This is a genomic window from Streptomyces lacrimifluminis (assembly GCF_014646095.1).
GTDB classification, from domain to species: domain Bacteria; phylum Actinomycetota; class Actinomycetes; order Streptomycetales; family Streptomycetaceae; genus Streptomyces; species Streptomyces lacrimifluminis.
Genome location: NZ_BMMU01000008.1, coordinates 25995 through 51149, shown reverse-complemented (window position 1 = coordinate 51149; position 25155 = coordinate 25995). Strand labels below are relative to the sequence as shown.

The window sequence follows — 25155 nt, the reverse complement described above, 5'->3', positions numbered from 1 at the left end:
TCTTACTTCTCCTTCTTGGCGCCGTAGCGGCTGCGGGCCTGCTTGCGGTTCTTGACACCCTGGGTGTCAAGGGAGCCGCGGATGATCTTGTAGCGAACACCGGGCAGGTCCTTCACACGGCCACCACGCACGAGCACGATGGAGTGCTCCTGCAGGTTGTGTCCCTCACCCGGAATGTAAGCGGTGACCTCGATCCCGCTGGTCAGACGCACACGCGCGACCTTACGCAGGGCCGAGTTCGGCTTCTTCGGGGTGGTCGTGAACACACGCGTGCAGACACCACGGCGCTGGGGAGAGCCCTCGAGCGCGGGCGTCTTGTTCTTCTCGACCTTGTCCTGCCGGCCCTTCCGGACCAGCTGCTGGATCGTAGGCACTACTTCTCCGGTTTCTGTGTGCCGATGGTGAAGCTAACCTGGAACATCGCCGACCCACGCGGTCGGGTGTGTCGAATACTGCAGATCCCCGCCGCGAGGCGGGAAGGGCGCAGATTGCGGTGGTCACTTACGGCTCCCCGCGCGGTTCGAAGGCACGCACGAGGGCCAGGGCACACCCCAGGCACAAGGTCTGAGCGTACCTACCTCAACGACTTCGGTCAAAACAAATGGAGAGCGGTACGACACGCCGGGCTTCGGACGGCCCACGAGCCCTCCTTTGACCGCTTGTGACATCGTCCGCCAACCTTTGGCCGGTTGCGAGCCAAGGTGGCTGAATCGCGCCCTTTACAGCCCTGAGACGCCACCCGTTCAGTACCTTGATCCGTCCGCTGCGACAATTCGGGGGCTGAGCGTGATCGGGACGGCCGTGTACTCACTGGACGACGGGGGCCTGGACGACCGGGTGCCCTTCCTCGCCCGCCTTGAACAGGAAGACCGCACGGCCCTCCTGTCCCTGGGCCACGAGCTGAATTTCGCCACCCGGGTGACCCTGATCCACCAGAGCGAGCCCTCCTCCCACGTCCTCTTCCTGGTCCAGGGCTGGACAAAGGTCACCGCGTCGGCCGCCAACGGCTACGAGGCACTCCTCTCGCTGCGCGGCCCCGGCGACATCGTCGGCGAGTCGGCGGCACTCACCGGGCGTCCCCGGTCTGCCACGGTGACCGCGCTGGAGGTGGTGCGGGCGGTGGTCGTGGAACACGCCCGCTTCACCGACTTCCTGAGCCGTTCACCAGCTGTTTCGTTCGCCCTGCTGGGCCTCACGGCCGACCGCACCCGAGCCGCGGACCGCCGCCGCCTGGAGTTCGCCTCCATGAACGTACGGGAACGCTTCGCGATACTCCTCCTCGACCTCGCCCGCACCCACGGCCGCCGCACCCCCGAGGGCATCGAACTCTCCGTCCCCCTGAGCAAACAGGAACTGGCGGGCTCGGTGGGCGCCTCCCGGGAGATGGTCCAGCGCCTGCTGCGCGAACTGCGCGAGAAGGAAGCCGTGGAAACGGGAAGGCGAGCGCTGCTGATACGCCGACCGGACATCCTGCGAAGGATCGCCTCCGCCGAGGGATGACGGGGTGCAGCGCATCCGGCGCTCCAACAGACGCGGCCGATGCATCCCAGCCCGCGCGTTCCCCGCCGCCGACCCGTTCGCCGCATCCCTTCAGCACAGGCCTCGGCATCTCAGCCGCCGGCCTTGGCATCGCCGGCGTCGGCCTTGGCATCCGCTGCCGGTCTCTGTACCTCAGCCGTCGGCCTGGGCATCCTCTGCCGCTCTCGGCGTCTCAGCCGCCGGTCTCGGCGTCTCAAGCACCGGCCCGCATCTCCAGCCCGTCCGGCGATCGAGGACGAGCGCGTTCAGCGCGAACGGGGGTCTGGGGGCAGCGCCCCCAGCAGACGGCAACCCCAGCCGACCTCAGTCTCGAACACCCCTTCTGTGTACCCCGTCACACTCCGACTGCGTCATCCGCCCTCACACACCCCCGCCCCCACCCGCCACGCTGCTGCAAGCAACCCCGTGTCGAAGGGCGACCATGACCGACCCCGTGAGCCGCACGATCCTGCTGCTGGACATAGAGAGGTTCAGCGACCGGGACGACGTGGAACAGGCGTACCTGCGGCGCATGCTCTACGACATCACCGACCGCGCACTCGAAAGCGCCGGCATCGACGAGACCCGTCGCCTGCGCGCCGACCGCGGAGACTCCGTGATGGAGCTCATCGACGCGAACGCCCCGGTCACCGCCCTGCTGCGCGCCCTGCTCGTGGAGGTGCCGGCGCAGTTGTGGGCCGTCAACCGGATGGCGTCCAGCTCGGCCCAGATCCGGCTGCGCGGTGTCGTCGCCACCGGGTACGTGGCCGTGGACGAGCACGACGGCTGGGTCGGCACCGACCTGAACAACGCCTGTCGGCTGCTGGACGCCCAGCTGCTGCGGGCGGCCCTGCGCGAACGCCCCCAGGACTTCGCCCTGATCGTGTCGGACGCCCTGTACACCGGCGTCGTACGGCACGACCACCGCGGCATCCCGGCCGCCGAGTTCCACCCGGTCGGGGTCGACACCAAGAACGGCCCGATGAGGGCCTGGCTGCACGGCCCGCTGCCCAGCGGCCACCAGGCAGCCCCGGCCGGCAGCGTCGGCCCGGCCGACCAGGACCACCGTGACACGGGGGCGGGGGAGGCGCCGGGCGGTCCGGGGGACCGCCCGGCGCCACGGACCCCACCGACGCCGGAGGAAGCGACGGCGGCACCGAGAGTCCCCGCGCAGGGCGCCTCCCCCGAGAGCCGTCCCGCCCCGGGCCCCGTCCTCAACTTCAACGGCGCCGTGAACATCGGCGGCAGCGTGGTGACGGGCGACCAGCACGGCGTCAGTGGCGGCCAGGTCACCGGAGACGTCAACCTGGGTGGCCGCAACGGGGGTGACGGCTCATGAGCACCCCGGACGCGGCGGAGGCCGCCCGCCCCGGGCCGGCGGACCCGTCCGCCTCCGCCGACGGCAAGGACGGCAGAGACGGCGCCGCCAAGGACTCGAAGGAGTCCGGGGAAGCCGAGGGCTCCGAGGGATCGGAGGAACGCGAGCAGCCCCAGACCGCCTGGTCGGCGCGGCGCGACCTGATCGACCACAGCCCCAGGACCATGAACGTCGGCGACCGTTCCCGCTTCGGCGGCAGCGTGGTCGGCGGCAGCCAGCACGGCGTCAGCGGCGGTCAGGTCGCGGGTGACGTGATCATGGGCAGCAAGACCGAGATCCACCAGTGGTCGATACCCGGGTTCTCCGCCCCGTCCGCCGCCGCCTCCGCCTCCGGTGAGGTCCCGCAGAGCACGCTCGACCGGCTCGCCGCCTCGTTCGTCGCCGCCGACTCGACCGTCCAGGCCCTGCTGGCCCGCCTGCGCAGGGACCGCGTCCTCGTCCTGTCGGGCGCCCGCTTCACCGGCAGACACACGGCCGCCCTGATGCTCCTGCACCGGCTCGGGGCGGCCCCCGTACACACGCTCGACCGCGACACGAACCCGGGGGCCCTGGCGGACAGGTTCACCACACCGGTCGGAACCGCCGAGAGAACAGCCGACGGAACCGCCGGAGAGACCACCCGAGAAACCAACGGCGAAGCCACCGGAGACACCAACGGCGTAGGCACAGCCCGCCCCCGCGGTTACGTCCTCGCCGACCTCGTCACCCGCCGCGACCGCCCCCTCCGCGAGCACCACCTCCTCGCCGCCCGCGACCGTCTGACCGCGCGGGACGCGTACCTCGTCGTCACCGTCGGTCCGACGGCCGTCCTGGAGGACGTACCGGTCGTCAACTGGCAGCCGCCGCGGACGGCGGACGTCCTGGCCGCCCACCTCCGCACCCGGGTCGACGACGAGGCGACTGCGGCGAAGCTGCTCGAGCTTCCGGACGTCACCGCGTTCCTGAGTCGCAGCCACCAGCTCCGCGAGGTCGCCGCGTTCGCCCAGTTGCTCGGCCGGTACGCGGCCGGCGAGGTCACCGAGAACGCCGTCGCCCAGTTCTCCCTGATCTCCCTGGAGAACCAGGTCCAGGAGTGGTTCGAGGAGGACGAGGCGTCGATCCATCTGCGTGACAAGGCGTTCCTGGTCGCGCTGGCCGCGTTCGACGACGGCCCCTACGCCCTCACCGCCGAACTCAGCGATCTGCTCTACCGGTTCCTCCAGCGGACCCAGAACCCGGCGGGCGTCCCCGAGGTCCCCGTCTTCGGCACCCACATCGGCAAACGCCTCCAACTCGCCCGTGCCGAGCGGTACGAGGACGACGAGCACACCGAGTGGGGCCCGGTGACCCAGCAGAAGGCCCGGTTCACCGACGACCGCGCCTCCCTCGTACTGCTGCGCGAGGTCTGGACGGGCCACCCCTCGGCGCGCCCCGCGCTGATCGACTGGCTGCGCCGCCTGGCCGACGACGGCCGTCCTCTCGTCCGCACCCGGGCCGCGTCCACAGTGGCCGTCCTGGCCCGCACGGACCTCCCCTCGGCCATGGCCCTGGTCATCGAACCCTGGGCGACCTCCCAGCGCTTCCGGCACCGCCTGGTGGCCGTCAACGCGCTCACCCTCGCCCACCTCATCGACACGCCGAACATCCCGCGCATCCTCGACGAGTGGTCCAGGGGCGAGAACCGGCGACTGCGCTGGGTGGCCGTCCGGGCGTACGCGCTGATCGGCGCCGAACGCCCCGAACAGGCCCTCGCCGCGCTGCGCACAGCTGCCCGCGGCCTGCGCCGGGACCTCGCCGACCCGGACGACTCCGACCGCGAGATGGCCCGCGAACTCGCCGAGGCCGTCGCCCTGTTGCTCCTCTCCGAGGCCGGCGACCGTGTCCTCGCCGAACTGCGCGCACACCTCGCCGACGACCGCCCGGTGCACGACCTGACCGTCGGCGGCTTCGTCAGCGCCTGCCGCCACACCCAGGACGACGAGCGGTACGGCCATCCGCTGGTCCTCGGCTGGTACGCACAGGCGGCCACCGAGGGCTCGGCCGCCGCCCGCGACATCCCGTTCCTGTGGCGGGCGGCGCTGGGCGACCCGAACGCGACCCGGCCCGCCCTGGACGTCCTGCGCGAGTGGATCCTCATCGCCGACCGCTCCACGGCCACGGAGTGGGCCCTGGCGGCCCTTCTCCCGGCCCTGGTCACCACCCCGGCGGAGTACCAGCGCCTGGGCCACCTCCTGCGGACGATGCCGGGCGAGGACGGCGCGCCCCCGCCCGCGGTGGCGGCCCGCCTCCTGACGACGCTTCCCGTCCGCTAGCAGCCACGTCCCCGCCCACCGAGGAGCGACGCACGATGCCCGTCTTCCACCGCCCGCCCGAGTGGCAGCAGTCCGCCGACCGGCACACCCAGCTGATCGACCCCGTACTCACGGTCCGCCAGCTGTCGCGCTTCGAACTCTCCCTGAAGTCGACGGTCCGCATCGACCACGCGCTCGTCTTCTCTACCGCCAAGGGCGGCTACGAGGCCTATCTCCCGCCCCGCCGCCCGACACGCAGCGAGATCGCGGCCCGGCACTACACGGCGGTGTACGAGGTCGACATGGGCGTGCACCCGTTCTCCGGCACGCTCACGCTCCCCAGCGACAACGACGCGTTCGAGTTCTCGGCCGAGATCGACATGTCCTGGCAGGTCATCGACCCGGCCCGGTTCGTGGGCAGCGGCCACCGGGACGTACCGGGCCTGCTCATCGGCGAACTCCAGCGCGCGGCACGCCCGGTGAGCCGGCGCTTCCCGATCACGGACAGCGCGGCGGCGGAGGGGGAGCTCCTCCAGGCGATCAACGTCCTGGGCCCGCTGGGCGCCCCGGCCGGCCTCCAGGCCACCTGGACCCTGCGCCTGCGGCGCGACCAGGAGAACATCGACCACCAGCGCCGCCTGCAGGCCATCGACCACTCGGCGACCGAGCAGGTACGGGCGGCCCAGCGCGGCTCCGAGATCGACGTGGAGGTGGACCGCCGCAACCGCGGGCAGGACGCCCTCCAGATCGAACGCGCGATGGCGTACGGCGCCCAGAATCAGCACCTGGCCCTCCAGCAGCAGCGCTGGGCATACGAGCAGGCGGCCCTGCAGAGCGGCCAGCAGCACCAGATCTCCATCCAACAGGGCCACCAGGAGCTGGAGTTGCAGAGGATCGAGTCGGAGAAGATCGCCTACTACCAGTGGCACCTGTCCCAGGGCGGGGTCCAGCAGTGGGCCCTCCATCTGGCCCAGCACCCGGAGGACTCCCGCATGGTCATGACGAGCATGCGCGACGACCAACTCCGCATGATCCAGGCCCAGATGGACCTGGTGAAGGACCTGCTGCACGGCGACAACGCGGAGAAGTTCGAGCTGGAGGGCCCCAAACAACTGGCCCTGCGCACAGTCAGCGACATCCTCACCCAACGCCTCCCGGGCGTCCCCCAGACACCTCCCCCACTCCCGGGCGGCGACCCGGCCCTGGGCGACCCGTACGCGGGCTACGGCCAGGGGGCGCCCGCCCAGCCCGGCTTCGTCCCCGGGCAACCGGGATCCGGCCCGGCCCGACCCGACCCCGCGTACGCGCACCCCGGCCACACCGAGCCCACCGACCAGCCCCCGAGCGACGCGCCCCCGGCCCGGGCGACCCAGCCGCCGACGCCACCGCCGAGCGCCTCGCCCGCGTGGCCGACGGCCACCCCGGCCGTCCAGGGGACCCAGGAGACCCAGCCCCCGCCGAGCCCGTACCAGGGCGCCCCGCAGCCACCCGCGCCCGCCCCGGGCCCCACCACGCCCTACGGAGCCGCCTCCGCGTACGACGCCCCGGGCCCCGTCGGCTTCCCCGGGGCTCCCACGCTCCCCGCGACGCCCGGCTACGCCCCGCCGGTCCCGCCCACTCCCCCGCCGTACCAGCAGCCGTACTCCGCTCCCCCGTCACCGGGCGCCTACGGCACTCCCGCGGCCCCCGTCTGGCAGCCGCCACCGGGCTACGGCAGCACCCCGACCCTCCCCGACCAGCAGAACGCGGCGCCGGACGAGCCCGCCGAGGGCCCGGATGCCGGCGCCAAGGAGGACAGGGCAGGCAGCGCCACATGACGACGCTCGACCCCCGCCCCACCCCGGCACCGCCCCCACCGGCCACCACGCCCGCCGACCAGACCCAGCTCTGCGAGCGCCTCCTCGCGGACCTCCGTACGGAGATCGCCCGCGCCGACACCAAGGCGTCCGTGCTGGTCGCCGCTCTGGGAATGACCGCCGGTGTGTCCAGCGGGCTGCTCGCCGCGCGCGACTGGAACCCGGCAGCGCTCACCACTTTCGGCACCGTCGTCTGGGCCCTCGGGGTCGCGTCCCTGGTGCTGTCCCTGTTCTCGCTGCTCCTCGCCGTCCTGCCCCGCTACCGCTCCGAACCGTGGGCTCCGGGCCAGCCCCTCTCCTACTTCGGCGACATCCAACAGGCCGTGCGGCTCGGCCAGTTGGAGGCAGCACTCGCCGACACCCAGCGCGACCCCACGGCCGCGCTCACCTCGGCGCTCAGCGAGACGAGCCGCATCGCCGCACGCAAGCACCAGTGGATCCGTACCGGCCTGATCTCCTTCTGCACCGGCACGCTGCTCCTCCCCGCCTCACTGCTCATCGGCTGAACACAACGGACCGCTCAGTCGCCGTCCCCGCAGGTGAAGGAAGACCATGCCCCAGCCACCCTCGTCACCACCGGAATACCCCGAGCCCTCCGAGCAGCCCCTGTTCCCGCCGACATACCCCGAGCAGACAGCAACCCCGCCCTCGCCCCCACCGCAGTACCCCGGCCACCCCGCGCCCCCGTACCCGCAGGACACGCGACAACCACCCCAGTACGAGGGCACCGCTCAGACTCCGGCCTACCCGGGCTCGCCCCAACCACCCGCGTACCCTGCCCCGGCGGCCCAACAGCCCTCGTACCCCGGCCCGGCCCAACAGCCCCAGCACGCGCGCTTCACCGAGCCCCCGGCCTACCCGGGCGCGACCGAGCCGCCCACGTACCCGGGCTCCGCCCAGCCCCCAACCTACCCGGGCGCAGCCGCACCACCCCAGTACCCGGACAGCTCCCAACCCCCGGCCCACCCCAGCGCGACCGCACCACCCCCGTACCCCGGCACCGCCCAGCCCCCGACCTACCCGGGCACGACCCCGAACCAGCCTCAGCCGCCCACCTACCCCGGCGCGGCCCAGAACCAGCCCCCGCCCTACCCCCAGGCAACCGCCCAGCCCATCCCCCCGCAGTACGCTCCCCCGCAGCAACCCCCGACCACACCCACCTCTCCCTTCACGCCCCCCGCGGCGAGCCCCACCTCTCCTCCAGCCCCGGCGGACGCCGCCACGCACCCCCACCACATCTCCACCGACCGCGGGCGCGTCCACATCTCCTCCCAGCAGCGTCGTACCGACGCCACCGCCGTGGGCAACCTCCTCCTCTACCTGCCGAACTTCCTCTGCAGCCTCCTCGTCGTCAGCATGTTCTCCCTCTTCTTCGGCGACCTCGCCGTCCTCGTGATCATCGTCTGGATACTGAGCGGCGCACTCGTCTTCCACAGGCCCACCGAAAGCGCCCTCGCGCGCCGTTTGCTCCACCTGCGCCACCCCACTCCACAAGAACGAGCCAAACTCGAACCCGTCTGGCGTGAGGTCACCGCCCGCGCGGGTGTCGAGGGCCGCAACTACGAGCTCTGGGTCGAGGACAGCGACGGCCTGAACGCGGTCGCCGCGGCCGGCCACATCGTCGGCGTCACCCGCTTCGCCATGAACGAGCTGCCCAACGGCGAACTCGCCGCCGTCATGGCACACGAGCTGGGCCACCACGTCGGCGGCCACGCCTGGTCGGGGCTGCTCGGCTACTGGTACGCGCAGCCCGGCCGCCTCGCCTGGCGGTTCCTGCGCGCCTTCTCCGTGATCGTGTTCAAGGTGTCCCGCGCCTTCTCCTGCTTCGGCGTCGGCTTCGTCGTGCTCGTCCTCGGCGGCATCGCCATGGCGACCGTCAGCACCCTGTACGGCCTGCCCCTGCTGATCCTCGGCGTGCCGTACGCGCTCGCCGCAGTAGGCCGCCGCGCAGAACTCCGCGCCGACGAGCACGCGGCGGCCCTCGGCTTCGCCCCGATGCTGGCCTCCGTACTCGACAAGCTGCACCAGGAGGAACAGCGGCAGACGGCCGCGCTCACGGCGCTCAACAACGGGGTGGCACCGCAGGAGAGCCCGCTGAGCAAGCTGCTCTCCTCGCACCCGGACCACCACACCCGGCTGCACCACCTCCAGCCGTACCTGCAACAACAGCGCTGAGCGTGAAAGGTGCCCGGACACGCCGAAGGGCGGCCACCCCCCAACGGGGGTGACCGCCCTTCAGATCAAGCAGTCAAACGGATCAAACAGGTCGAACAAGCCGAACTGCCCGCTTACTGGTTGTACGGACCGTAGTCGTAGTCCTCCAGCGGAACGGCCTGGCCGGAGCCCGTGCCGAACGGCGAGTAGTCGATGTCGTCGTAGCCGACGGCCGAGTACATCGCGGCCTTGGCCTCCTCGGTCGGCTCGACCCGGATGTTGCGGTAGCGGGACAGACCCGTACCGGCCGGGATGAGCTTACCGATGATGACGTTCTCCTTGAGGCCGATGAGGCTGTCGGACTTGGCGTTGATCGCCGCGTCCGTCAGAACTCGGGTCGTCTCCTGGAAGGAGGCGGCCGACAGCCAGGATTCCGTCGCCAGCGAGGCCTTGGTGATACCCATCAGCTGCGGACGGCCGGAGGCCGGGTGGCCGCCTTCCTGGACCACACGACGGTTCTCGGTCTCGAACTTGCCACGCTCGACCAGCTCGCCGGGCAGCAGCTCGGCGTCGCCGGACTCGATGATCGTCACGCGGCGGAGCATCTGCCGGATGATGATCTCGATGTGCTTGTCGTGGATCGACACACCCTGCGAGTTGTAGACCTTCTGGACCTCGCCGACCAGGTGGACCTGGACCGCGCGCTGACCGAGGATCCGCAGCACGTCGTGCGGGTTGGTGGCACCGAAGGTGAGCTTCTGGCCCACCTCGACGTGGTCACCCTCACGCACCATGACCTTGGCGCGCTTCGAGATCGGGAACGCCGTCTCGTCGCTGCCGTCGTCCGGGGTGATGACGATCTTCTTGGTCTTCTCGGTCTCCTCGATACGGACGCGGCCGGCCGCCTCCGAGATCGGGGCGACACCCTTGGGCGTACGAGCCTCGAAGAGCTCGACGACACGGGGCAGACCCTGGGTGATGTCGTCACCGGCCACACCACCGGTGTGGAAGGTACGCATCGTCAGCTGGGTACCGGGCTCACCGATGGACTGTGCGGCGATGATGCCGACCGCCTCACCGATGTCGACCAGCTTGCCGGTGGCCAGCGAACGGCCGTAGCACATGGCGCAGGTGCCGACGGCGGACTCGCAGGTCAGGACCGAGCGGGTCTTGACCTCCTCGACGCCGTGCCTGACCAGCTCGTCGATGAGGACGTCACCGAGGTCGGTGTTGGCCGGGGCCAGCACGCGTCCGTCGATGGTGATGTCCTCGGCCAGCGCACGGGCGTACACCGACGTCTCGACGTTCTCGGTCTTGCGCAGCACACCGGCTTCGTCGCGCTCGGCGATCGCCAGCTTGAGGCCACGGTCGGTGCCGCAGTCCTCCTCGCGGATGATGACGTCCTGCGAGACGTCCACCAGACGACGGGTGAGGTAACCCGAGTCGGCGGTACGCAGGGCGGTGTCGGCGAGACCCTTACGGGCACCGTGGGTGGAGATGAAGTACTCCAGCACGGACAGGCCCTCGCGGAAGGACGCCTTGATGGGACGAGGAATCGTCTCGTTCTTGGCGTTCGACACCAGACCACGCATACCGGCGATCTGCCGCATCTGCATCATGTTTCCTCGGGCACCCGAGTCAACCATCATGAAGATGGGGTTCGTCTTGGGGAAGTTCGCGTTCATCGCCTCGGCAACCTCGTTGGTCGCCTTGGTCCAGATCGCGATGAGTTCCTGCGTGCGCTCGTCCTTGGTGATCAGACCGCGCTCGTACTGCTTCTGGACCTTCTCGTCCTGCGCCTCGTAGCCCTTGACGATCTCCTTCTTCGCCTCGGGAACGACGATGTCGGAGATGGCCACGGTGACACCGGAGCGCGTGCCCCAGTAGAAGCCCGCCGCCTTCAGGTTGTCGAGCGTCGCCGCCACGATGACCTTGGGGTAGCGCTCGGCGAGGTCGTTGACGATCTCACCGAGCTGCTTCTTGCCCACCGAGTAGTCGACGAACGGGTAGTCCTCGGGCAGCAGCTCGTTGAAGAGCGCGCGGCCCAGGGTGGTGCGCAGGCGGAAGGTGTCCCCCTGCTGCCACTCGGGCTCGTTCTCCTCACGGGCCGGCGGGGTCCAGCCGCGCGGCGGGATGGTGCCCACCGGGAAGCGGATGTCGATCGCCGACTGCAGCGCGAGCTCGCCGTTGTCGAACGCCATGGTCGCCTCGGCGGTGGAGCCGAACGCGCGGCCCTCGCCCTTGACGTCACGCAGTTCACCGTCGGTGGTGAGGAAGAACAGACCGAGGACCATGTCCTGGGTCGGCATCGTCACCGGACGGCCGTCGGCGGGCTTGAGGATGTTGTTCGAGGACAGCATCAGGATGCGGGCCTCGGCCTGCGCCTCCGCGGAGAGCGGCAGGTGGACGGCCATCTGGTCACCGTCGAAGTCCGCGTTGAACGCGGTGCAGACGAGCGGGTGGATCTGGATGGCCTTGCCCTCGACCAGCTGCGGCTCGAAGGCCTGGATGCCGAGGCGGTGCAGCGTGGGCGCGCGGTTCAGCAGCACCGGGTGCTCGGCGATGACCTCTTCGAGGACGTCGTACACGACGGTGCGGCCACGCTCGACCATGCGCTTGGCGCTCTTGATGTTCTGCGCGTGGTTGAGGTCCACGAGCCGCTTCATCACGAACGGCTTGAAGAGCTCCAGCGCCATCGCCTTCGGCAGACCGCACTGGTGCAGCTTCAGCTGCGGACCGACGACGATCACGGAACGCGCGGAGTAGTCCACACGCTTGCCGAGCAGGTTCTGACGGAAACGACCCTGCTTGCCCTTGAGCATGTCGCTCAGGGACTTCAGCGGGCGGTTACCGGGACCGGTGACCGGACGGCCACGGCGGCCGTTGTCGAACAGCGCGTCGACGGCCTCCTGAAGCATGCGCTTCTCGTTGTTCACGATGATCTCGGGAGCACCGAGGTCGAGAAGCCGCTTCAGACGGTTGTTCCGGTTGATCACACGGCGGTACAGGTCGTTCAGGTCGGAGGTCGCGAAGCGGCCACCGTCCAGCTGCACCATCGGGCGAAGGTCCGGCGGGATGACCGGGACGCAGTCGAGGACCATGCCCTTGGGGCTGTTGGAGGTCTGCAGGAAGGCGGACACGACCTTCAGCCGCTTCAGCGCACGGGTCTTCTTCTGGCCCTTGCCGGTACGGATGATCTCGCGGAGGCGCTCGGCCTCCTCCTCCAGGTCGAAGGACTCCAGGCGCTTCTGCAGCGCCGCGGCACCCATCGAACCGTCGAAGTAGGTCCCGAAGCGGTCGCGCAGCTCGCGGTAGAGCAGCTCGTCGCCCTCCAGGTCCTGGACCTTGAGGTTCTTGAACCGGGTCCACACCTCGTCGAGGCGGTCGATCTCGCGCTGCGAACGGTCCCGCAGCTGCTTCATCTCCCGCTCGGCACCTTCGCGCACCTTGCGGCGTACGTCGGCCTTGGCGCCCTCGGCCTCCAGCTCGCCCAGGTCGCTTTCCAGCTTCTTGGCGCGGGCTTCGAGGTCGGAGTCGCGGCGGTTCTCGATCTGCTGCCGCTCGACCGAGACGTGCGCCTCCAGCGAGGGCAGGTCACGGGTACGGCGCTCGTCGTCGACGTACGTGATCATGTACGCCGCGAAGTAGATGACCTTTTCCAGGTCCTTCGGGGCGAGGTCGAGCAGGTAGCCAAGACGCGACGGAACGCCCTTGAAGTACCAGATGTGGGTGACGGGAGCGGCGAGCTCGATGTGGCCCATCCGCTCACGGCGCACCTTGGCGCGAGTGACCTCGACGCCACAGCGCTCACAGATGATGCCCTTGAAGCGGACGCGCTTGTACTTGCCGCAGTAGCACTCCCAGTCCCGGGTCGGACCGAAGATCTTCTCGCAGAAGAGTCCGTCCTTTTCGGGCTTGAGCGTGCGGTAGTTGATCGTCTCGGGCTTCTTGACCTCGCCGTGGCTCCACTGACGGATGTCGTCCGCCGTAGCCAGGCCGATCCGGAGCTCGTCGAAGAAGTTGACGTCGAGCACTATGCGTCAATCCCTCTCAGGGTTGTAAGTCATGGGGTCTGATACGGGGGTCCTGGGGCCGGCGGGCCTTGATCGCTCAAGGCCCGCCGAACTCCCGTCAGACCTCTTCGACGCTGCTCGGCTCACGCCGGGACAGGTCGATGCCGAGCTCCTCCGCCGCGCGGAAGACGTCCTCGTCGGTGTCACGCATTTCGATGGACATACCGTCACTGGACAGCACCTCCACGTTGAGGCAGAGAGACTGCATCTCCTTGATGAGCACCTTGAAGGACTCGGGGATGCCGGGCTCGGGGATGTTCTCGCCCTTGACGATGGCCTCGTAGACCTTCACGCGGCCGGTCACGTCGTCGGACTTGATGGTCAGCAGCTCCTGGAGGGCGTACGCGGCGCCGTATGCCTCCAGCGCCCACACCTCCATCTCGCCGAATCGCTGGCCACCGAACTGGGCCTTACCACCCAGCGGCTGCTGGGTGATCATCGAGTACGGACCGGTCGAACGGGCGTGGAGCTTGTCGTCGACCAGGTGGTGGAGCTTGAGGATGTACATGTAACCGACGGAGACGGGCTCCGGGAACGGCTCGCCGGAGCGGCCGTCGAACAGCGGCGCCTTGCCGGTCGGGAGCACCATGCGCGAACCGTCGCGGTTCGGGATGGTGTGGTTCAGCAGACCGGCCAGCTCGTCCTCACGCGCACCGTCGAAGACGGGGGTGGCGACGTTGGTGCCGGGGGAGACCACGTCGGCCCCGATGGACTGGAGGCGCTGCGCCCAGTCGTCCGCGAGCCCGGAGACGTCCCAGCCGCGACTGGCGAGCCAGCCGAGGTGGATCTCCAGCACCTGTCCCGGGTTCATTCGGGACGGCACACCCAGCGGGTTGAGGATGATGTCGACCGGAGTTCCGTCCTCGAGGAACGGCATGTCCTCGATCGGAAGGATCTTCGAGATAACACCCTTGTTGCCGTGGCGGCCGGCGAGCTTGTCACCGTCCGTGATCTTGCGCTTCTGCGCCACGTAGACCCGAACCAGCTGGTTCACGCCCGGCGGCAGCTCGTCGCCCTCCTCACGGTCGAAGACGCGGACGCCGATGACCTTGCCGATCTCGCCGTGCGGCACCTTCAGCGAGGTGTCGCGGACCTCGCGCGCCTTCTCACCGAAGATCGCGCGGAGCAGGCGCTCCTCGGGGGTCAGCTCGGTCTCACCCTTGGGCGTGACCTTGCCGACGAGGATGTCACCGGCGACGACCTCGGCACCGATGCGGATGATGCCGCGCTCGTCGAGGTCGGCGAGGACCTCCTCGGAGACGTTCGGGATGTCCCGGGTGATCTCCTCGGGGCCGAGCTTGGTGTCACGGGCGTCGACCTCGTGCTCCTCGATGTGGATCGAGGAGAGGACGTCGTCCTGGACGAGGCGCTGCGACAGGATGATCGCGTCCTCGTAGTTGTGACCCTCCCACGGCATGAAGGCGACGAGCAGGTTCTTGCCCAGCGCCATCTCGCCTTCCTGGGTGGCCGGACCGTCGGCGAGCACCTGGTGCTCGACGACCCGGTCGCCCTCGTTGACGACAACCTTCTGGTTGACCGAGGTGCCCTGGTTGGAGCGCGAGAACTTCGCGATGCGGTACGTGGTGTACGTGCCGTCGTCGTTGGCGACGGTGACGTAGTCCGCGGAGACCTCCTGGACCACACCCGCCTTCTCGGCCTTGATGACGTCACCGGCGTCGACGGCGCAGCGGTACTCCATGCCCGTACCGACGAGGGGAGCCTCGGCGGTGATCAGCGGCACGGCCTGGCGCATCATGTTCGCGCCCATGAGGGCACGGTTGGCGTCGTCGTGCTCCAGGAAGGGGATCATCGCGGTCGCGACGGACACCATCTGGCGCGGGGAGACGTCCATGTAGTCGACGTCGTCGCCGGGGATGTAGTCGATCTCGCCGCCACGGCGGCGGACGAGTACGCGGGACTCCTCGAAGCGCATGTCGTCGGAGAGGATCGCGTTGGCCTGCGCGATGACGAAGCGGTCTTCCTCGTCGGCCGTCAGGTAGTCGACGTCGTCGGTGACGACACCCTCGACGACCTTGCGGTACGGGGTCTCGACGAACCCGAACGCGTTGACCCGGCCGTAGGAGGCGAGCGAGCCGATCAGACCGATGTTCGGGCCTTCAGGGGTCTCGATCGGGCACATGCGGCCGTAGTGCGAGGGGTGCACGTCACGGACCTCGAAGCCGGCCCGCTCACGGGAGAGACCACCCGGACCAAGAGCCGACAGACGGCGCTTGTGGGTGAGACCCGACAGCGGGTTGTTCTGGTCCATGAACTGCGACAGCTGGCTGGTGCCGAAGAACTCCTTGATGGAGGCGACGACCGGCCGGATGTTGATCAGGGTCTGCGGCGTGATCGCCTCGACGTCCTGGGTCGTCATGCGCTCACGGACGACTCGCTCCATACGCGCCAGACCCGTACGGACCTGGTTCTGGATGAGCTCGCCGACGTTGCGCAGACGACGGTTGCCGAAGTGGTCGATGTCGTCGGTCTCGACGACGATCGTCGTGCCGTTGTCACCAACGGTCTCGGTCTCACCGGCGTGCAGCTTCACCAGGTACTTGATCGTCGAGATGATGTCCTCGACGGTCAGCACACCGGCGTCCAGCGGGGCCTCGCCACCCAGCTTCTTGTTGACCTTGTAACGGCCGACCTTGGCGAGGTCATAGCGCTTCGGGTTGAAGTACAGGTTCTCCAGAAGCGTCTGCGCGGCCTCACGGGTCGGCGGCTCGCCCGGACGGAGCTTGCGGTAGATGTCGAGCAGCGCGTCGTCCTGGCCCTGGGTGTGGTCCTTCTCCAGGGTGGCGCGCATCGACTCGTACTCGCCGAACTCCTCAAGGATCTGCTCGGTCGTCCAACCGAGAGCCTTCAGCAGAACGGTCACGGACTGCTTGCGCTTGCGGTCGATGCGGACACCGACCATGTCGCGCTTGTCGATCTCCATCTCCAGCCAGGCACCCCGGGAGGGGATCACCTTGGAGGAGAAGATGTCCTTGTCGGACGTCTTGTCGATGGAGGAGTCGAAGTAGACACCCGGCGAACGGACCAGCTGCGACACGACGACACGCTCGGTGCCGTTGATGACGAAGGTGCCCTTGTTGGTCATGAGCGGGAAGTCGCCCATGAAGACCGTCTGGGACTTGATCTCGCCGGTCTCGTTGTTGGTGAACTCGGCCGTGACGAAGAGGGGCGCGGAGTACGTGAAGTCGCGCTCCTTGCACTCGTCGATCGAGTTCTTCGGAGGCTCGAAGCGGTGGTCGCGGAACGTCAGGGACATCGACCCGGAGAAGTCCTCGATCGGGGAGATCTCCTCGAAGATCTCCTCCAGACCGGACTTGGTGGGGACGTCCTGTCCGCTGTCCAGAGCCGCCTCGACACGAGCCTTCCACGCGGCGTTACCGAGCAGCCAGTCGAAGCTCTCGGTTTGCAGCGCAAGGAGGTTCGGAACCTCGAGAGGCTCCTTGATCTTTGCAAAGGAGATGCGCAGCGGGGCGGTGCTGGCGCCGTAGTTCGTATTCGCGGAGGCAGTGCGCGAGGCGGCCAAGAGGGGGTCCTTCCGAGGGCTCGGACTCACTACGCGCGTACCGGCTCCCCACTGGGGCACAGAGACGGGCGCTCCACGACCAGCCGGAAAAGGCCAGGTCGGAGAAGGTCCGATCGTCGATGCTCAAGCGAGGGCATGCCCCTGGTGACGGGCAGGAGGCAGCTAACAGGCAGCGCAAAGGGTCAGTGTAGCCAGTAGGCCCACTGATGTCCAGTCCGGGTTTTTGAAGACCCTCGTTGCTCTCAACCCCTGCTGCAAGCCACGCCCTCGATGCCACATCGATACTGCCCTCTTCGCCACCGATCCATGCCTCGGATTCGGATCGTTGTGACGACGCGTCCTGAGAATTGCGCGCTCCGTGCGGTTCGTCAAGGCCTCCATACCCAAACCCGGTGCTGCCATCGTCACGTGCGGCACAGCATCAGGGGCGTTCGGGAGGCACGACGAAGATCACCTTACTCGCCGTCACCAAGCCTGCAAGGCAGCCACGACCCGACCCCTCGAACGCCGAAGAGCGACCACCCAGATGGATGATCGCTCTTCACTGCGTCAGCGTTACAGGGCTACGAGTAGCCCTGTGTCAGCCGCAAGTCGAGTTACTTGACCTCGACGGAGGCGCCAGCGGCCTTGAGGGACTCGGCAGCCTTCTCGGCGGCCTCCTTGGCGACCTTCTCGAGAACGGGCTTCGGGGCGCCGTCCACGAGGTCCTTGGCCTCCTTGAGACCCAGCGAGGTCAGCTCACGCACGACCTTGATGACCTGGATCTTCTTCTCGCCGGCGCCGGTGAGGACGACGTCGAACTCGTCCTGCTCCTCGGCGACCTCAGCGGCGGCGGCCGGGCCGGCCGGGGCAGCGGCGACCGCGGCGGCGGCGGTGACGTCGAACTTCTCCTCGAAGGCCTTGACGAACTCGGAGAGCTCGATGAGGGTGAGGGTCTCGAACTGCGCGAGCAGCTCTTCCTGGGACAGCTTCGTCGCCATGATGGGCGATCCTTCCAGTCAATTCGGCAGGTGCCGGATGTACATGTCGGCGGGCGTACGTTCGGCCCGCGTCGACCACCGCGTCAGGCGGCGGTCAGAGTGCGAGCCGAGTTACTCGGCACCGCCCTGCTCGGCCAGCTTGACGCGAAGCGCTTCCGCGGTGCGGACGAACTTCGACGGGAGCGCCTGGAACAGCGAGGCAGCCTGCGACTGCTTGCCCTTCATGGCGCCCGCCAGCTTGGCGAGCAGAACCTCGCGGGACTCGAGGTCCGCAAGCTTCTTGATCTCGTCGGCGGACAGCGCCTTACCGTCAAGGACACCGCCCTTGATGACGAGGTTCGGGTTGTCCTTGGCGAAGTCACGAAGACCCTTCGCCGACGTCACCGGGTCACCGGTGATGAAGGCAACCGCCGTCGGACCGTTGAACAGGTCGTCGAGCGTGGAGATCCCGGCCTCGTTGGCCGCGATCTTGGTCAGCGTGTTCTTCACCACGGCGTACTGGGCGTCTTCACCGAGCGAACGACGCAGCGTCTTGAGCTGCGCCACGGTGAGACCCCGGTACTCGGTCAGCACAGCGGCGTTCGAGCTACGGAACTGGTCCGCGAGCTCGGCTACCGCGGCAGCCTTGTCGGGCCTTGCCATAAGCGTGGCCTCCTTCCGGGTGATGAGGACCGCTCAAAAGGAGACTGGGAAAACGAAACGCCCCGGCGCAGGCGCACGGGGCGTGAGCTCGACCAACCGAATTCCGTGAGCGGATTTCGTCCGGGAGCACATCCACAGTCACACCTGCGCAGGTCGTCCGCAGTTCAGCGGATCCTTCGGCCACCAAGTCCTCTTACGAGCACAAGGCAACGACCAGCGGTCTTTGGCTTCTGGACGAGAGTACGTGAGGGCGTCCCCGCCAAGCAAATCCGCGCCCTGCAAGGGGCGCGGGGCTGTATCGATGTGCGGCTTTGCCGCGTGGGCGCGACCAGCCCTCACCGGCCCGCGGCAAAGGGACCGCGCATCCAGCGGAACGCTCAGCCCTCCTGCGCACCCTTCATCATCTCCGCCAGGTCCGCGACATCCTTCGCAGCAGGCGCGGCAATGCTCACCGGCTTGTTGACGTCGTCGAAGGTGATCGTCATGTCGAGCGGACCCTTGTCGGCCTGGCCGCGCATCCGGAACTGCTTGGTGAGTTCGTCCTCGCCGATCCACATGTCCATCGTGAACTTGTCGATGCCCATCTTTTCGTACTGCTCAAGGCTCTTCTCGCGCTGCTCGCGGGTCGCCTTGCCCTGGGACTTGAGGGAGTCGCGGAACTGCTCGAGGGTGACCGTGCCCCGGTAGTGGGTGGTCTTCACCCCGTCCACGGTCTCCTCGCCGACCTCCTTCACGTCCTTGGAGCCGGTGAGGAAGGTGGACTCCTGGGCGGGGTTCTTGTCGGCCTGCCCGGCGGCCCCGAGGGACCCACCCGCGCCATCCGCGCCGCCCAGCGCGGCCATGTCGAACTTGATCCAGCTCTTGCCGTCCATCTCCTTGGCGGCTGCCGCGCCCCCGCCTATGAACAACGCCTTGTCGACGAGACGGATCTCGGCCGTGCCGTCGGCGCCCTGGTCGAGGGCGGTGATCTTCATGCTCATCGCCACGTCGGGCTTGAGGCGCATCTTGGCGTCGGCCTTGACGCGGCCGTCCTCGGGCGTCTTGCCGGTCATCCGGTAGCTGAGGGAGGTGATGTCGTCCACGTTCTTCGCCGCCTTGGCGACAGCCGCCGCCGGCGTCATCTTCGGCGACTCCTCCGACGCCCCCTTGGAACAGGCGACAGCACCCGCGCCGACGAGCAGCACAGCGAGGCCCACGGTTCCCACACGTACAACAGAAGCAGCCATGATTTCCCCCATGGAACATTGTGAACACACGGTCGATTCACAGAAACGACCGTGAGCCTAACCCGGTGGGGCCGACGAGGCTTCTGAATTCCCCAACAGGTCCTTGAAGTCCGCGGTGTCCCCGCCCTCCGGTGCCGTCACCGCCGCCTTCACGCCGTACTCGCTGTAGTACGCCGTCGAGGACATCCGCCCACTCGACAGCTCGCCCCGCTCGACCTTCTTGACCAGCAGGTTCCGGTCGTTGACCCAGATGTCGACCGTCTCGGTGGTGACACCGGCCTGGACGAGCTGATCCTTGAGGGCGGAGTCGGCGAGGGCGGCCACCTCCACCGCGCCCGAGTAGTGCGTCGTACGCTCCCCGCGCACCGTCTCCGTCCCGGCCCTGCGGACGTCACCGGAGGCCAGCAGGAGCTTGACCGGCTGGATCGGGGCGGTGTTGCGCAACTGGTCCTTCAGATACGTCCCCGACCCGCCGGGCAGGTCGGCCAGGTCGTCGTAGTCGTACCTGATCCAGTGCTTGCCCTGCATCCGGGCGGCGAACTTGTCGCCGACCTTGGCGTAGTAGGCGTCGGGCAGCAGCCGGGCCTCCATGGAGGAGCTGTTGAGCGCCCGCATGGACTCGGCCAGCTCTCCCCCGGTGTAGGTGATGCTGAGCCTGCCCACCGGCTCACCGGCCCAGCCGAGGACGCCGGCCGTCCGCATGGAGAGCAGGTCGCCCATGACGGAGGAGGAGCTGACCCGGGCGGAACCGGCCCGGTCGGTGGCCTTCTCGACGGCGTGCAGCGCGGCGGCCGTACGGGTGTCGAGGCGGTCGGCGCCCCGGGTCTGCCCGGTGTCCCCGTCGTCGGGTGCACCGGAGAGACTGCACGCCGACATCGCCACACCCAGCGCCACCAGCACGGCGGTCGCCGCGACCGGCCGGACCTCCCGCCGCAGACCCTGTATACCCCGTATACCGCTGTCCCTCATCCGGTCCCCAACCCCCTCGTACACCCCGTGATCTTCACGCTAACCCCTCGGTACGACAACGGGCCCCGCACCTCGAAAGGTTGCGGGGCCCGTCGTACGAAACGCGTACGCGCGGCTACCGGAGTGAGCGGGAGGCTCAGACGGCGGCCGGGTCCTCCTCGACGAGGAGGTTGCGGGTGCGGTTGGGGTCAACCGGAATGCCGGGGCCGATCGTCGTGCTGACGGCGGCCTTCTTGATGTAGCGACCCTTGGCGGCGGACGGCTTCAGACGGAGGATCTCCTCCAGCGCGGCGCCGTAGTTCTCCACCAGCTTGTCGTCCTCGAAGGACGTCTTGCCGATGATGAAGTGCAGGTTCGAGTGCTTGTCGACGCGGAACTCGATCTTGCCGCCCTTGATCTCGGTCACGGCCTTGGCCACGTCCGGGGTCACGGTGCCCGTCTTCGGGTTCGGCATCAGACCACGCGGGCCGAGGACACGGCCGAGGCGGCCGACCTTGCCCATGAGGTCCGGGGTGGCGACGACGGCGTCGAAGTCCAGACGGCCCTTCGCCACCTCGTCGATCAGTTCGTCGGAGCCGACGATGTCGGCGCCGGCGGCGGTCGCGGCCTCGGCACGGTCACCGGTCGCGAAGACCAGGACCCGGGCGGTCTTACCGGTGCCGTGCGGGAGGTTCACGGTGCCACGGACCATCTGGTCGGCCTTGCGCGGGTCGACACCCAGGCGGAAGGCGACCTCGACGGTGCCGTCGAACTTGCTCGTGGAGGTCTCCTTGGCGAGACGGACGGCCTCGAGCGGGGCGTAGAGCTTGTCCCGGTCGATCTTGGCGTCCGCAGCGCGGAGAGACTTGCTGCGCTTGCTCACTACTGCTCCTGATGTTGTTCTGAGGAGTCGTGGTACGGACCGAGCAGGTCCTGCCACGCACTGCTAAGGCTTACGAGGTGAGGGCTCAGCCCTCGACCGTGATGCCCATCGAACGGGCGGTGCCGGCGATGATCTTCGACGCGGCGTCCAGGTCGTTGGCGTTCAGGTCGGGAAGCTTGGTCGTGGCGATCTCGCGGACCTGCGCCTGAGTGATCTTGGCGACCTTGGTCTTGTGCGGCTCGCCGGAGCCCTTCTCGACACCCGCGGCCTTGAGGATCATCTTCGCGGCCGGCGGCGTCTTGGTGATGAAGGTGAAGGAGCGGTCCTCGTAGACCGTGATCTCCACCGGGATCACCCAGCCACGCTGCGACTCGGTCGCGGCGTTGTAGGCCTTGCAGAACTCCATGATGTTGACGCCGTGCTGGCCGAGCGCGGGCCCGACCGGCGGGGCGGGGTTGGCCGCTCCGGCGTTGATCTGGAGCTTGATGAGCCCCGTGACCTTCTTCTTCTTGGGAGGCATTGCTCTCTCCGGGTCCTAGTGAGAGTTTTCAGCCCCCTCTCCGGATCATCCGGACGGAGGCATACCGCACAACGATAACGGGTATCCATGTGCGGCCAAAAACCGAGCAGGTCAGACCGGCTGTGAGAGCCTGTCTGACCTGGTCGGAGGCATCTGTTCCAGAAGTGCTAGTTCTTCTGGATCTGGTCGAACGACAGCTCGACCGGGGTCTCGCGGCCGAAGATCTCGACGAGGCCCTTGACCTTCTTCGAGTCGGCGTTGATCTCGTTGATGGTCGCCTGCAGCGTCGCGAACGGGCCGTCGGTGACGGTGACCGAGTCGCCGACCTCGAAGTCCAGCACCTGGACCTCGAGCTTGCGGGCCGGAGCCGGCCTGCCCTCGGCCTCGGCGAGCTCACGGGCGGCCTTCTCCTCGGCCTCCGGGGCGAGCATCTTGACGATCTCGTCCAGGGTCAGCGGGTACGGGTCGTACGCGTTGCCCACGAAGCCGGTGACACCGGGAGTGTTGCGGACGACGCCCCAGGACTCGTTCGTCAGGTCCATGCGGACGAGAACGTAGCCGGGAAGCTTGTTCTGGCGGACCGTCTTGCGCTCGCCGTTCTTGATCTGGGCGACCTCTTCCTGCGGCACCTCGGCCTGGAAGATGAAGTCCTCGACGTTGAGCGAGACGGCACGCTGTTCGAGGTTGGTCTTCACACGGTTCTCGTAACCGGCGTACGTGTGGATGACGTACCACTCGCCGGGGAGCGTGCGCAGTTCCTCGCGGAGGGCCGCGACGGGGTCGACGGGCTCGGCCTCTTCTTCGGCTTCCTCAGCCTCGGCATCGGCCTCGACGGCGTCTTCGGCATCGGCCTCGACGAGCTCTTCGTCCTCGTCGGCGACGGCCTCGACGACATCGCCGTCTTCGTCCTCGACGTGGATGGCTGCTTCCTCGGCGGGCTCCCCCACGGCGGCGTCCGCAGCGTCGACCTCGTCCTCGACCTCGTCAACGCCCTCGACGATGTCGAGCTCGTCATCCACGGACTCGTCCGGCACGATGGCGTCGTTCAGGTTCGGGTCAGTGTCAGACACGGTGGCTGCTTCTTCCTGGATACATGTGGGTGGAACATGCGAAAGGGGCGCCGCACCCGGCGCCCTTCGCTCTTGGCTCAGCCAAAGACGTACTTGGCGGCTTTGTCGAGGCCAAAGTCAATCAGAGTCACCAGGCCGATCATGATGACCACAAAGACGATCACCACGGTCGTGTACGTCGTCAGCTGGTTGCGCGTAGGCCAGACGACCTTGCGGAGCTCCGCGACGATCTGACGGTAGAAGACCGCGAGACGCTTCAGCGGGCCCTTTTTGGCGCGCTTACCGCCCTTACGAGTCTTCTTGTCCGACTCGGGCGCCTCATCCTGGGCATCAGGCATATCGATGGAGCCCACGGCGTCCGCCATTCGTCCTCACCTGTTCCCGGGTCGTGGCCGTGCCGCGCCCGGTCTGAGCCGCACGGCGATGCATAAGCAATGCAGATGGTGCATGCGCACACCGCCTGGTGAAAGGCGTGTGTAGCAGGGCCGGAGGGACTTGAACCCCCAACCGCTGGTTTTGGAGACCAGTGCTCTACCAATTGAGCTACGACCCTTTGTGGTTACTCCAACGTACCGTACTCGTCCGGATGCTCGGTGTGCACCGATAAGCGCGGGCCGCTGAAGGCCAACGAGGTGAGAGTGTACGTGCTTCGGAGCCGGTCGTCGAACAGAAAGCGCCCGCCCAGCCGTCGCGGGCGGAAGATCGCCCAGCCCAGGCGCCGGATCCGGACGCTTGTTCAGCCGCCCGCCCGGCCCCGCGCCCTTCCGGCGTCCCGCCGGGGGTCCGGTCTGACCAATCCGTGAAACCCGTGTGCCCGGGAGGTTTCCGGTCTGAAACGATGGGGTCCATGAGCGCTGCAACCCCTTCCACCGCGCGCCGGGTCTCCGCCCGAGTCGGCGCGATCTCCGAGTCCGCCACCCTCGCCGTGGACGCCAAGGCCAAGGCCCTGAAGGCCGCCGGGCGCCCGGTGATCGGCTTCGGCGCCGGTGAGCCGGACTTCCCGACCCCGGACTACATCGTCCAGGCCGCCGTCGAGGCCTGCTCGAACCCGAAGTACCACCGCTACACGCCGGCCGGCGGTCTGCCCGAGCTGAAGGCCGCGATCGTCGCCAAGACGCTCCGCGACTCGAACTACGAGGTGGACGCCTCCCAGGTCCTGGTGACCAACGGCGGCAAGCAGGCCATCTACGAGGCGTTCGCCGCGATCCTCGACCCGGGCGACGAGGTCATCGTCCCCGCCCCGTACTGGACGACGTACCCGGAGTCGATCCGTCTCGCCGGCGGTGTCCCGGTCGAGGTCGTCGCGGACGAGACCACCGGCTACCGGGTCAGCGTGGAGCAGCTGGAGGCGGCCCGCACGGAGCGGACGAAGGTCGTCCTGTTCGTCTCCCCCTCCAACCCGACCGGCGCGGTCTACAGCGCCGAGGACACCGAGGCGATCGGCCGCTGGGCCGTGGAGCACGGTCTGTGGGTGCTGACGGACGAGATCTACGAGCACCTCGTCTACGGCGACGCGAAGTTCACCTCGCTCCCCGCGATCCTCCCCGAGCTGCGCGACAAGTGCATCGTGGTCAACGGCGTCGCCAAGACGTACGCCATGACGGGCTGGCGGGTCGGCTGGATCATCGGCCCGAAGGACGTCGTCAAGGCCGCGACCAACCTCCAGTCCCACGCCACGTCCAACGTGTCCAACGTGGCCCAGGTCGCCGCCCTCGCCGCCGTCTCCGGGAACCTGGACGCCGTCGCGGAGATGCGCGTGGCCTTCGACCGCCGCCGCAACACCATCGTGCGCATGCTCAACGAGATCGACGGCGTGGTCTGCCCGGAGCCCGAGGGCGCCTTCTACGTCTACCCGTCGGTGAAGGCCCTGCTGGGCAAGGAGATCCGCGGCAAGCGCCCGCAGGACTCGGTCGAGCTGGCCGCGCTGATCCTGGACGAGGTCGAGGTGGCCGTCGTACCCGGTGAGGCGTTCGGCACACCGGGCTATCTGCGCCTGTCGTACGCCCTGGGCGACGAGGACCTCGTCGAGGGCATCAGCCGCGTGCAGAAGCTGCTGGCCGAGGCGACGGACTGAACCGTGTGAGTGAGTGGGCCGC

At 68.4% G+C, this 25155-nt stretch carries 18 protein-coding genes and 1 tRNA gene; 7 read left to right on the top strand and 12 right to left on the bottom strand.

The genetic code is table 11. The features are described 5' to 3' along the window. Positions 1-2: 2 nt before the first annotated feature. A complete protein-coding gene (rpsL, locus tag IEY89_RS14315) occupies positions 3-374 on the bottom strand; it encodes a 30S ribosomal protein S12 (RefSeq protein ID WP_003948652.1) in 372 nt (123 codons plus the stop codon). Positions 375-786: 412 nt separating this feature from the next. Here rpsL and IEY89_RS14310 point away from each other — a divergent pair, with 412 nt between their 5' ends. The 6 genes from IEY89_RS14310 to IEY89_RS40635 all read left to right on the top strand — a co-directional run bounded on the left by IEY89_RS14310 (position 787) and on the right by IEY89_RS40635 (position 9197). After that, on the top strand, positions 787-1500 hold the full coding sequence (locus tag IEY89_RS14310; protein WP_189147773.1) for a Crp/Fnr family transcriptional regulator: 714 nt from the start codon (positions 787-789) through the stop codon (positions 1498-1500). Positions 1501-1960: 460 nt separating this feature from the next. Next, entirely contained in the window at positions 1961-2857 is an 897-nt protein-coding gene (locus IEY89_RS14305) for a hypothetical protein (RefSeq protein ID WP_189147772.1), read from the top strand. After that, positions 2854-5187, top strand: a complete 2334-nt coding sequence (locus IEY89_RS14300; RefSeq protein ID WP_189147771.1) for a hypothetical protein — start codon at positions 2854-2856, stop codon at positions 5185-5187. The genes IEY89_RS14305 and IEY89_RS14300 overlap by 4 nt, the downstream gene beginning before the upstream one ends. A 35-nt stretch (positions 5188-5222) precedes the next feature. Then, positions 5223-6983: a hypothetical protein gene (locus IEY89_RS14295; protein ID WP_189147770.1), complete on the top strand. Its 1761-nt coding sequence runs from the start codon at positions 5223-5225 to the stop codon at positions 6981-6983. Next, the gene (locus IEY89_RS14290; protein ID WP_189147769.1) at positions 6980-7528 is read left to right on the top strand and encodes a Pycsar system effector family protein; all 549 of its coding nucleotides are present in this window, start codon (positions 6980-6982) and stop codon (positions 7526-7528) included. Before IEY89_RS14295 ends, IEY89_RS14290 begins: the two co-directional genes overlap by 4 nt. 46 nt (positions 7529-7574) lie before the next feature. Further along, the gene (locus tag IEY89_RS40635; protein WP_229695226.1) at positions 7575-9197 is read left to right on the top strand and encodes a M48 family metalloprotease; all 1623 of its coding nucleotides are present in this window, start codon (positions 7575-7577) and stop codon (positions 9195-9197) included. 113 nt (positions 9198-9310) lie between these two features. Here the strand turns inward: IEY89_RS40635 and IEY89_RS14280 are convergent, their stop codons facing one another. From IEY89_RS14280 to IEY89_RS14230, 11 genes are all read right to left on the bottom strand, one after another. Continuing rightward, positions 9311-13210 (bottom strand): DNA-directed RNA polymerase subunit beta', encoded by a 3900-nt coding sequence (locus IEY89_RS14280; RefSeq protein ID WP_189147768.1) that lies wholly within the window; start codon positions 13208-13210, stop codon positions 9311-9313. A gap of 97 nt (positions 13211-13307) precedes the next feature. After that, complete coding sequence (gene rpoB, locus IEY89_RS14275) at positions 13308-16790, bottom strand: DNA-directed RNA polymerase subunit beta (protein WP_189147767.1); 3483 nt, start codon at positions 16788-16790, stop codon at positions 13308-13310. A gap of 596 nt (positions 16791-17386) precedes the next feature. Then, positions 17387-17770 carry a 50S ribosomal protein L7/L12 gene (gene rplL, locus IEY89_RS14270; RefSeq protein ID WP_189147766.1) on the bottom strand — a complete coding sequence of 128 codons (384 nt, stop codon included), beginning with the start codon at positions 17768-17770 and terminating at the stop codon, positions 17387-17389. Positions 17771-17881: 111 nt separating this feature from the next. Then, complete coding sequence (gene rplJ, locus IEY89_RS14265; RefSeq protein WP_020132671.1) at positions 17882-18412, bottom strand: 50S ribosomal protein L10; 531 nt, start codon at positions 18410-18412, stop codon at positions 17882-17884. Between the two features lie 377 nt (positions 18413-18789). Continuing rightward, the gene (locus IEY89_RS14260) at positions 18790-19638 is read right to left on the bottom strand and encodes an SCO4651 family lipoprotein (RefSeq protein WP_189147765.1); all 849 of its coding nucleotides are present in this window, start codon (positions 19636-19638) and stop codon (positions 18790-18792) included. A 57-nt stretch (positions 19639-19695) separates the two neighbouring features. Next, positions 19696-20607 (bottom strand): SCO4651 family lipoprotein, encoded by a 912-nt coding sequence (locus IEY89_RS14255; protein WP_229695225.1) that lies wholly within the window; start codon positions 20605-20607, stop codon positions 19696-19698. 136 nt (positions 20608-20743) lie between these two features. Next, positions 20744-21469, bottom strand: a complete 726-nt coding sequence (gene rplA, locus IEY89_RS14250; protein WP_189147763.1) for a 50S ribosomal protein L1 — start codon at positions 21467-21469, stop codon at positions 20744-20746. An 85-nt stretch (positions 21470-21554) separates the two neighbouring features. Continuing rightward, on the bottom strand, positions 21555-21989 hold the full coding sequence (gene rplK, locus IEY89_RS14245) for a 50S ribosomal protein L11 (RefSeq protein ID WP_006383482.1): 435 nt from the start codon (positions 21987-21989) through the stop codon (positions 21555-21557). A gap of 167 nt (positions 21990-22156) precedes the next feature. Then, positions 22157-23059 (bottom strand): transcription termination/antitermination protein NusG, encoded by a 903-nt coding sequence (gene nusG / locus IEY89_RS14240; protein WP_229695224.1) that lies wholly within the window; start codon positions 23057-23059, stop codon positions 22157-22159. Positions 23060-23136: 77 nt separating this feature from the next. Further along, positions 23137-23424, bottom strand: a complete 288-nt coding sequence (gene secE, locus IEY89_RS14235) for a preprotein translocase subunit SecE (RefSeq protein ID WP_189147762.1) — start codon at positions 23422-23424, stop codon at positions 23137-23139. Between the two features lie 115 nt (positions 23425-23539). Next, positions 23540-23612: transfer RNA gene (locus tag IEY89_RS14230), tRNA-Trp, on the bottom strand. Positions 23613-23906: 294 nt separating this feature from the next. Between IEY89_RS14230 and IEY89_RS14225 the strand changes: the two genes are divergently transcribed. After that, complete coding sequence (locus IEY89_RS14225; RefSeq protein WP_189147761.1) at positions 23907-25133, top strand: pyridoxal phosphate-dependent aminotransferase; 1227 nt, start codon at positions 23907-23909, stop codon at positions 25131-25133. Positions 25134-25155: the final 22 nt, after the last annotated feature.

Coding starts and splice junctions, on each gene's coding strand:
- IEY89_RS14305 (WP_189147772.1), top strand. CDS start 1,961: ATGACCGACCCCGTGAGCCGCACGATCCTGCTGCTGGACATAGAGAGG.
- IEY89_RS14300 (WP_189147771.1), top strand. CDS start 2,854: ATGAGCACCCCGGACGCGGCGGAGGCCGCCCGCCCCGGGCCGGCGGAC.
- IEY89_RS14295 (WP_189147770.1), top strand. CDS start 5,223: ATGCCCGTCTTCCACCGCCCGCCCGAGTGGCAGCAGTCCGCCGACCGG.
- IEY89_RS14290 (WP_189147769.1), top strand. CDS start 6,980: ATGACGACGCTCGACCCCCGCCCCACCCCGGCACCGCCCCCACCGGCC.
- IEY89_RS40635 (WP_229695226.1), top strand. CDS start 7,575: ATGCCCCAGCCACCCTCGTCACCACCGGAATACCCCGAGCCCTCCGAG.
- rplL (WP_189147766.1), bottom strand. CDS start 17,770: ATGGCGACGAAGCTGTCCCAGGAAGAGCTGCTCGCGCAGTTCGAGACC.
- rplJ (WP_020132671.1), bottom strand. CDS start 18,412: ATGGCAAGGCCCGACAAGGCTGCCGCGGTAGCCGAGCTCGCGGACCAG.
- IEY89_RS14260 (WP_189147765.1), bottom strand. CDS start 19,638: ATGGCTGCTTCTGTTGTACGTGTGGGAACCGTGGGCCTCGCTGTGCTG.
- IEY89_RS14255 (WP_229695225.1), bottom strand. CDS start 20,607: ATGAGGGACAGCGGTATACGGGGTATACAGGGTCTGCGGCGGGAGGTC.
- rplK (WP_006383482.1), bottom strand. CDS start 21,989: ATGCCTCCCAAGAAGAAGAAGGTCACGGGGCTCATCAAGCTCCAGATC.
- secE (WP_189147762.1), bottom strand. CDS start 23,424: ATGGCGGACGCCGTGGGCTCCATCGATATGCCTGATGCCCAGGATGAG.
- IEY89_RS14225 (WP_189147761.1), top strand. CDS start 23,907: ATGAGCGCTGCAACCCCTTCCACCGCGCGCCGGGTCTCCGCCCGAGTC.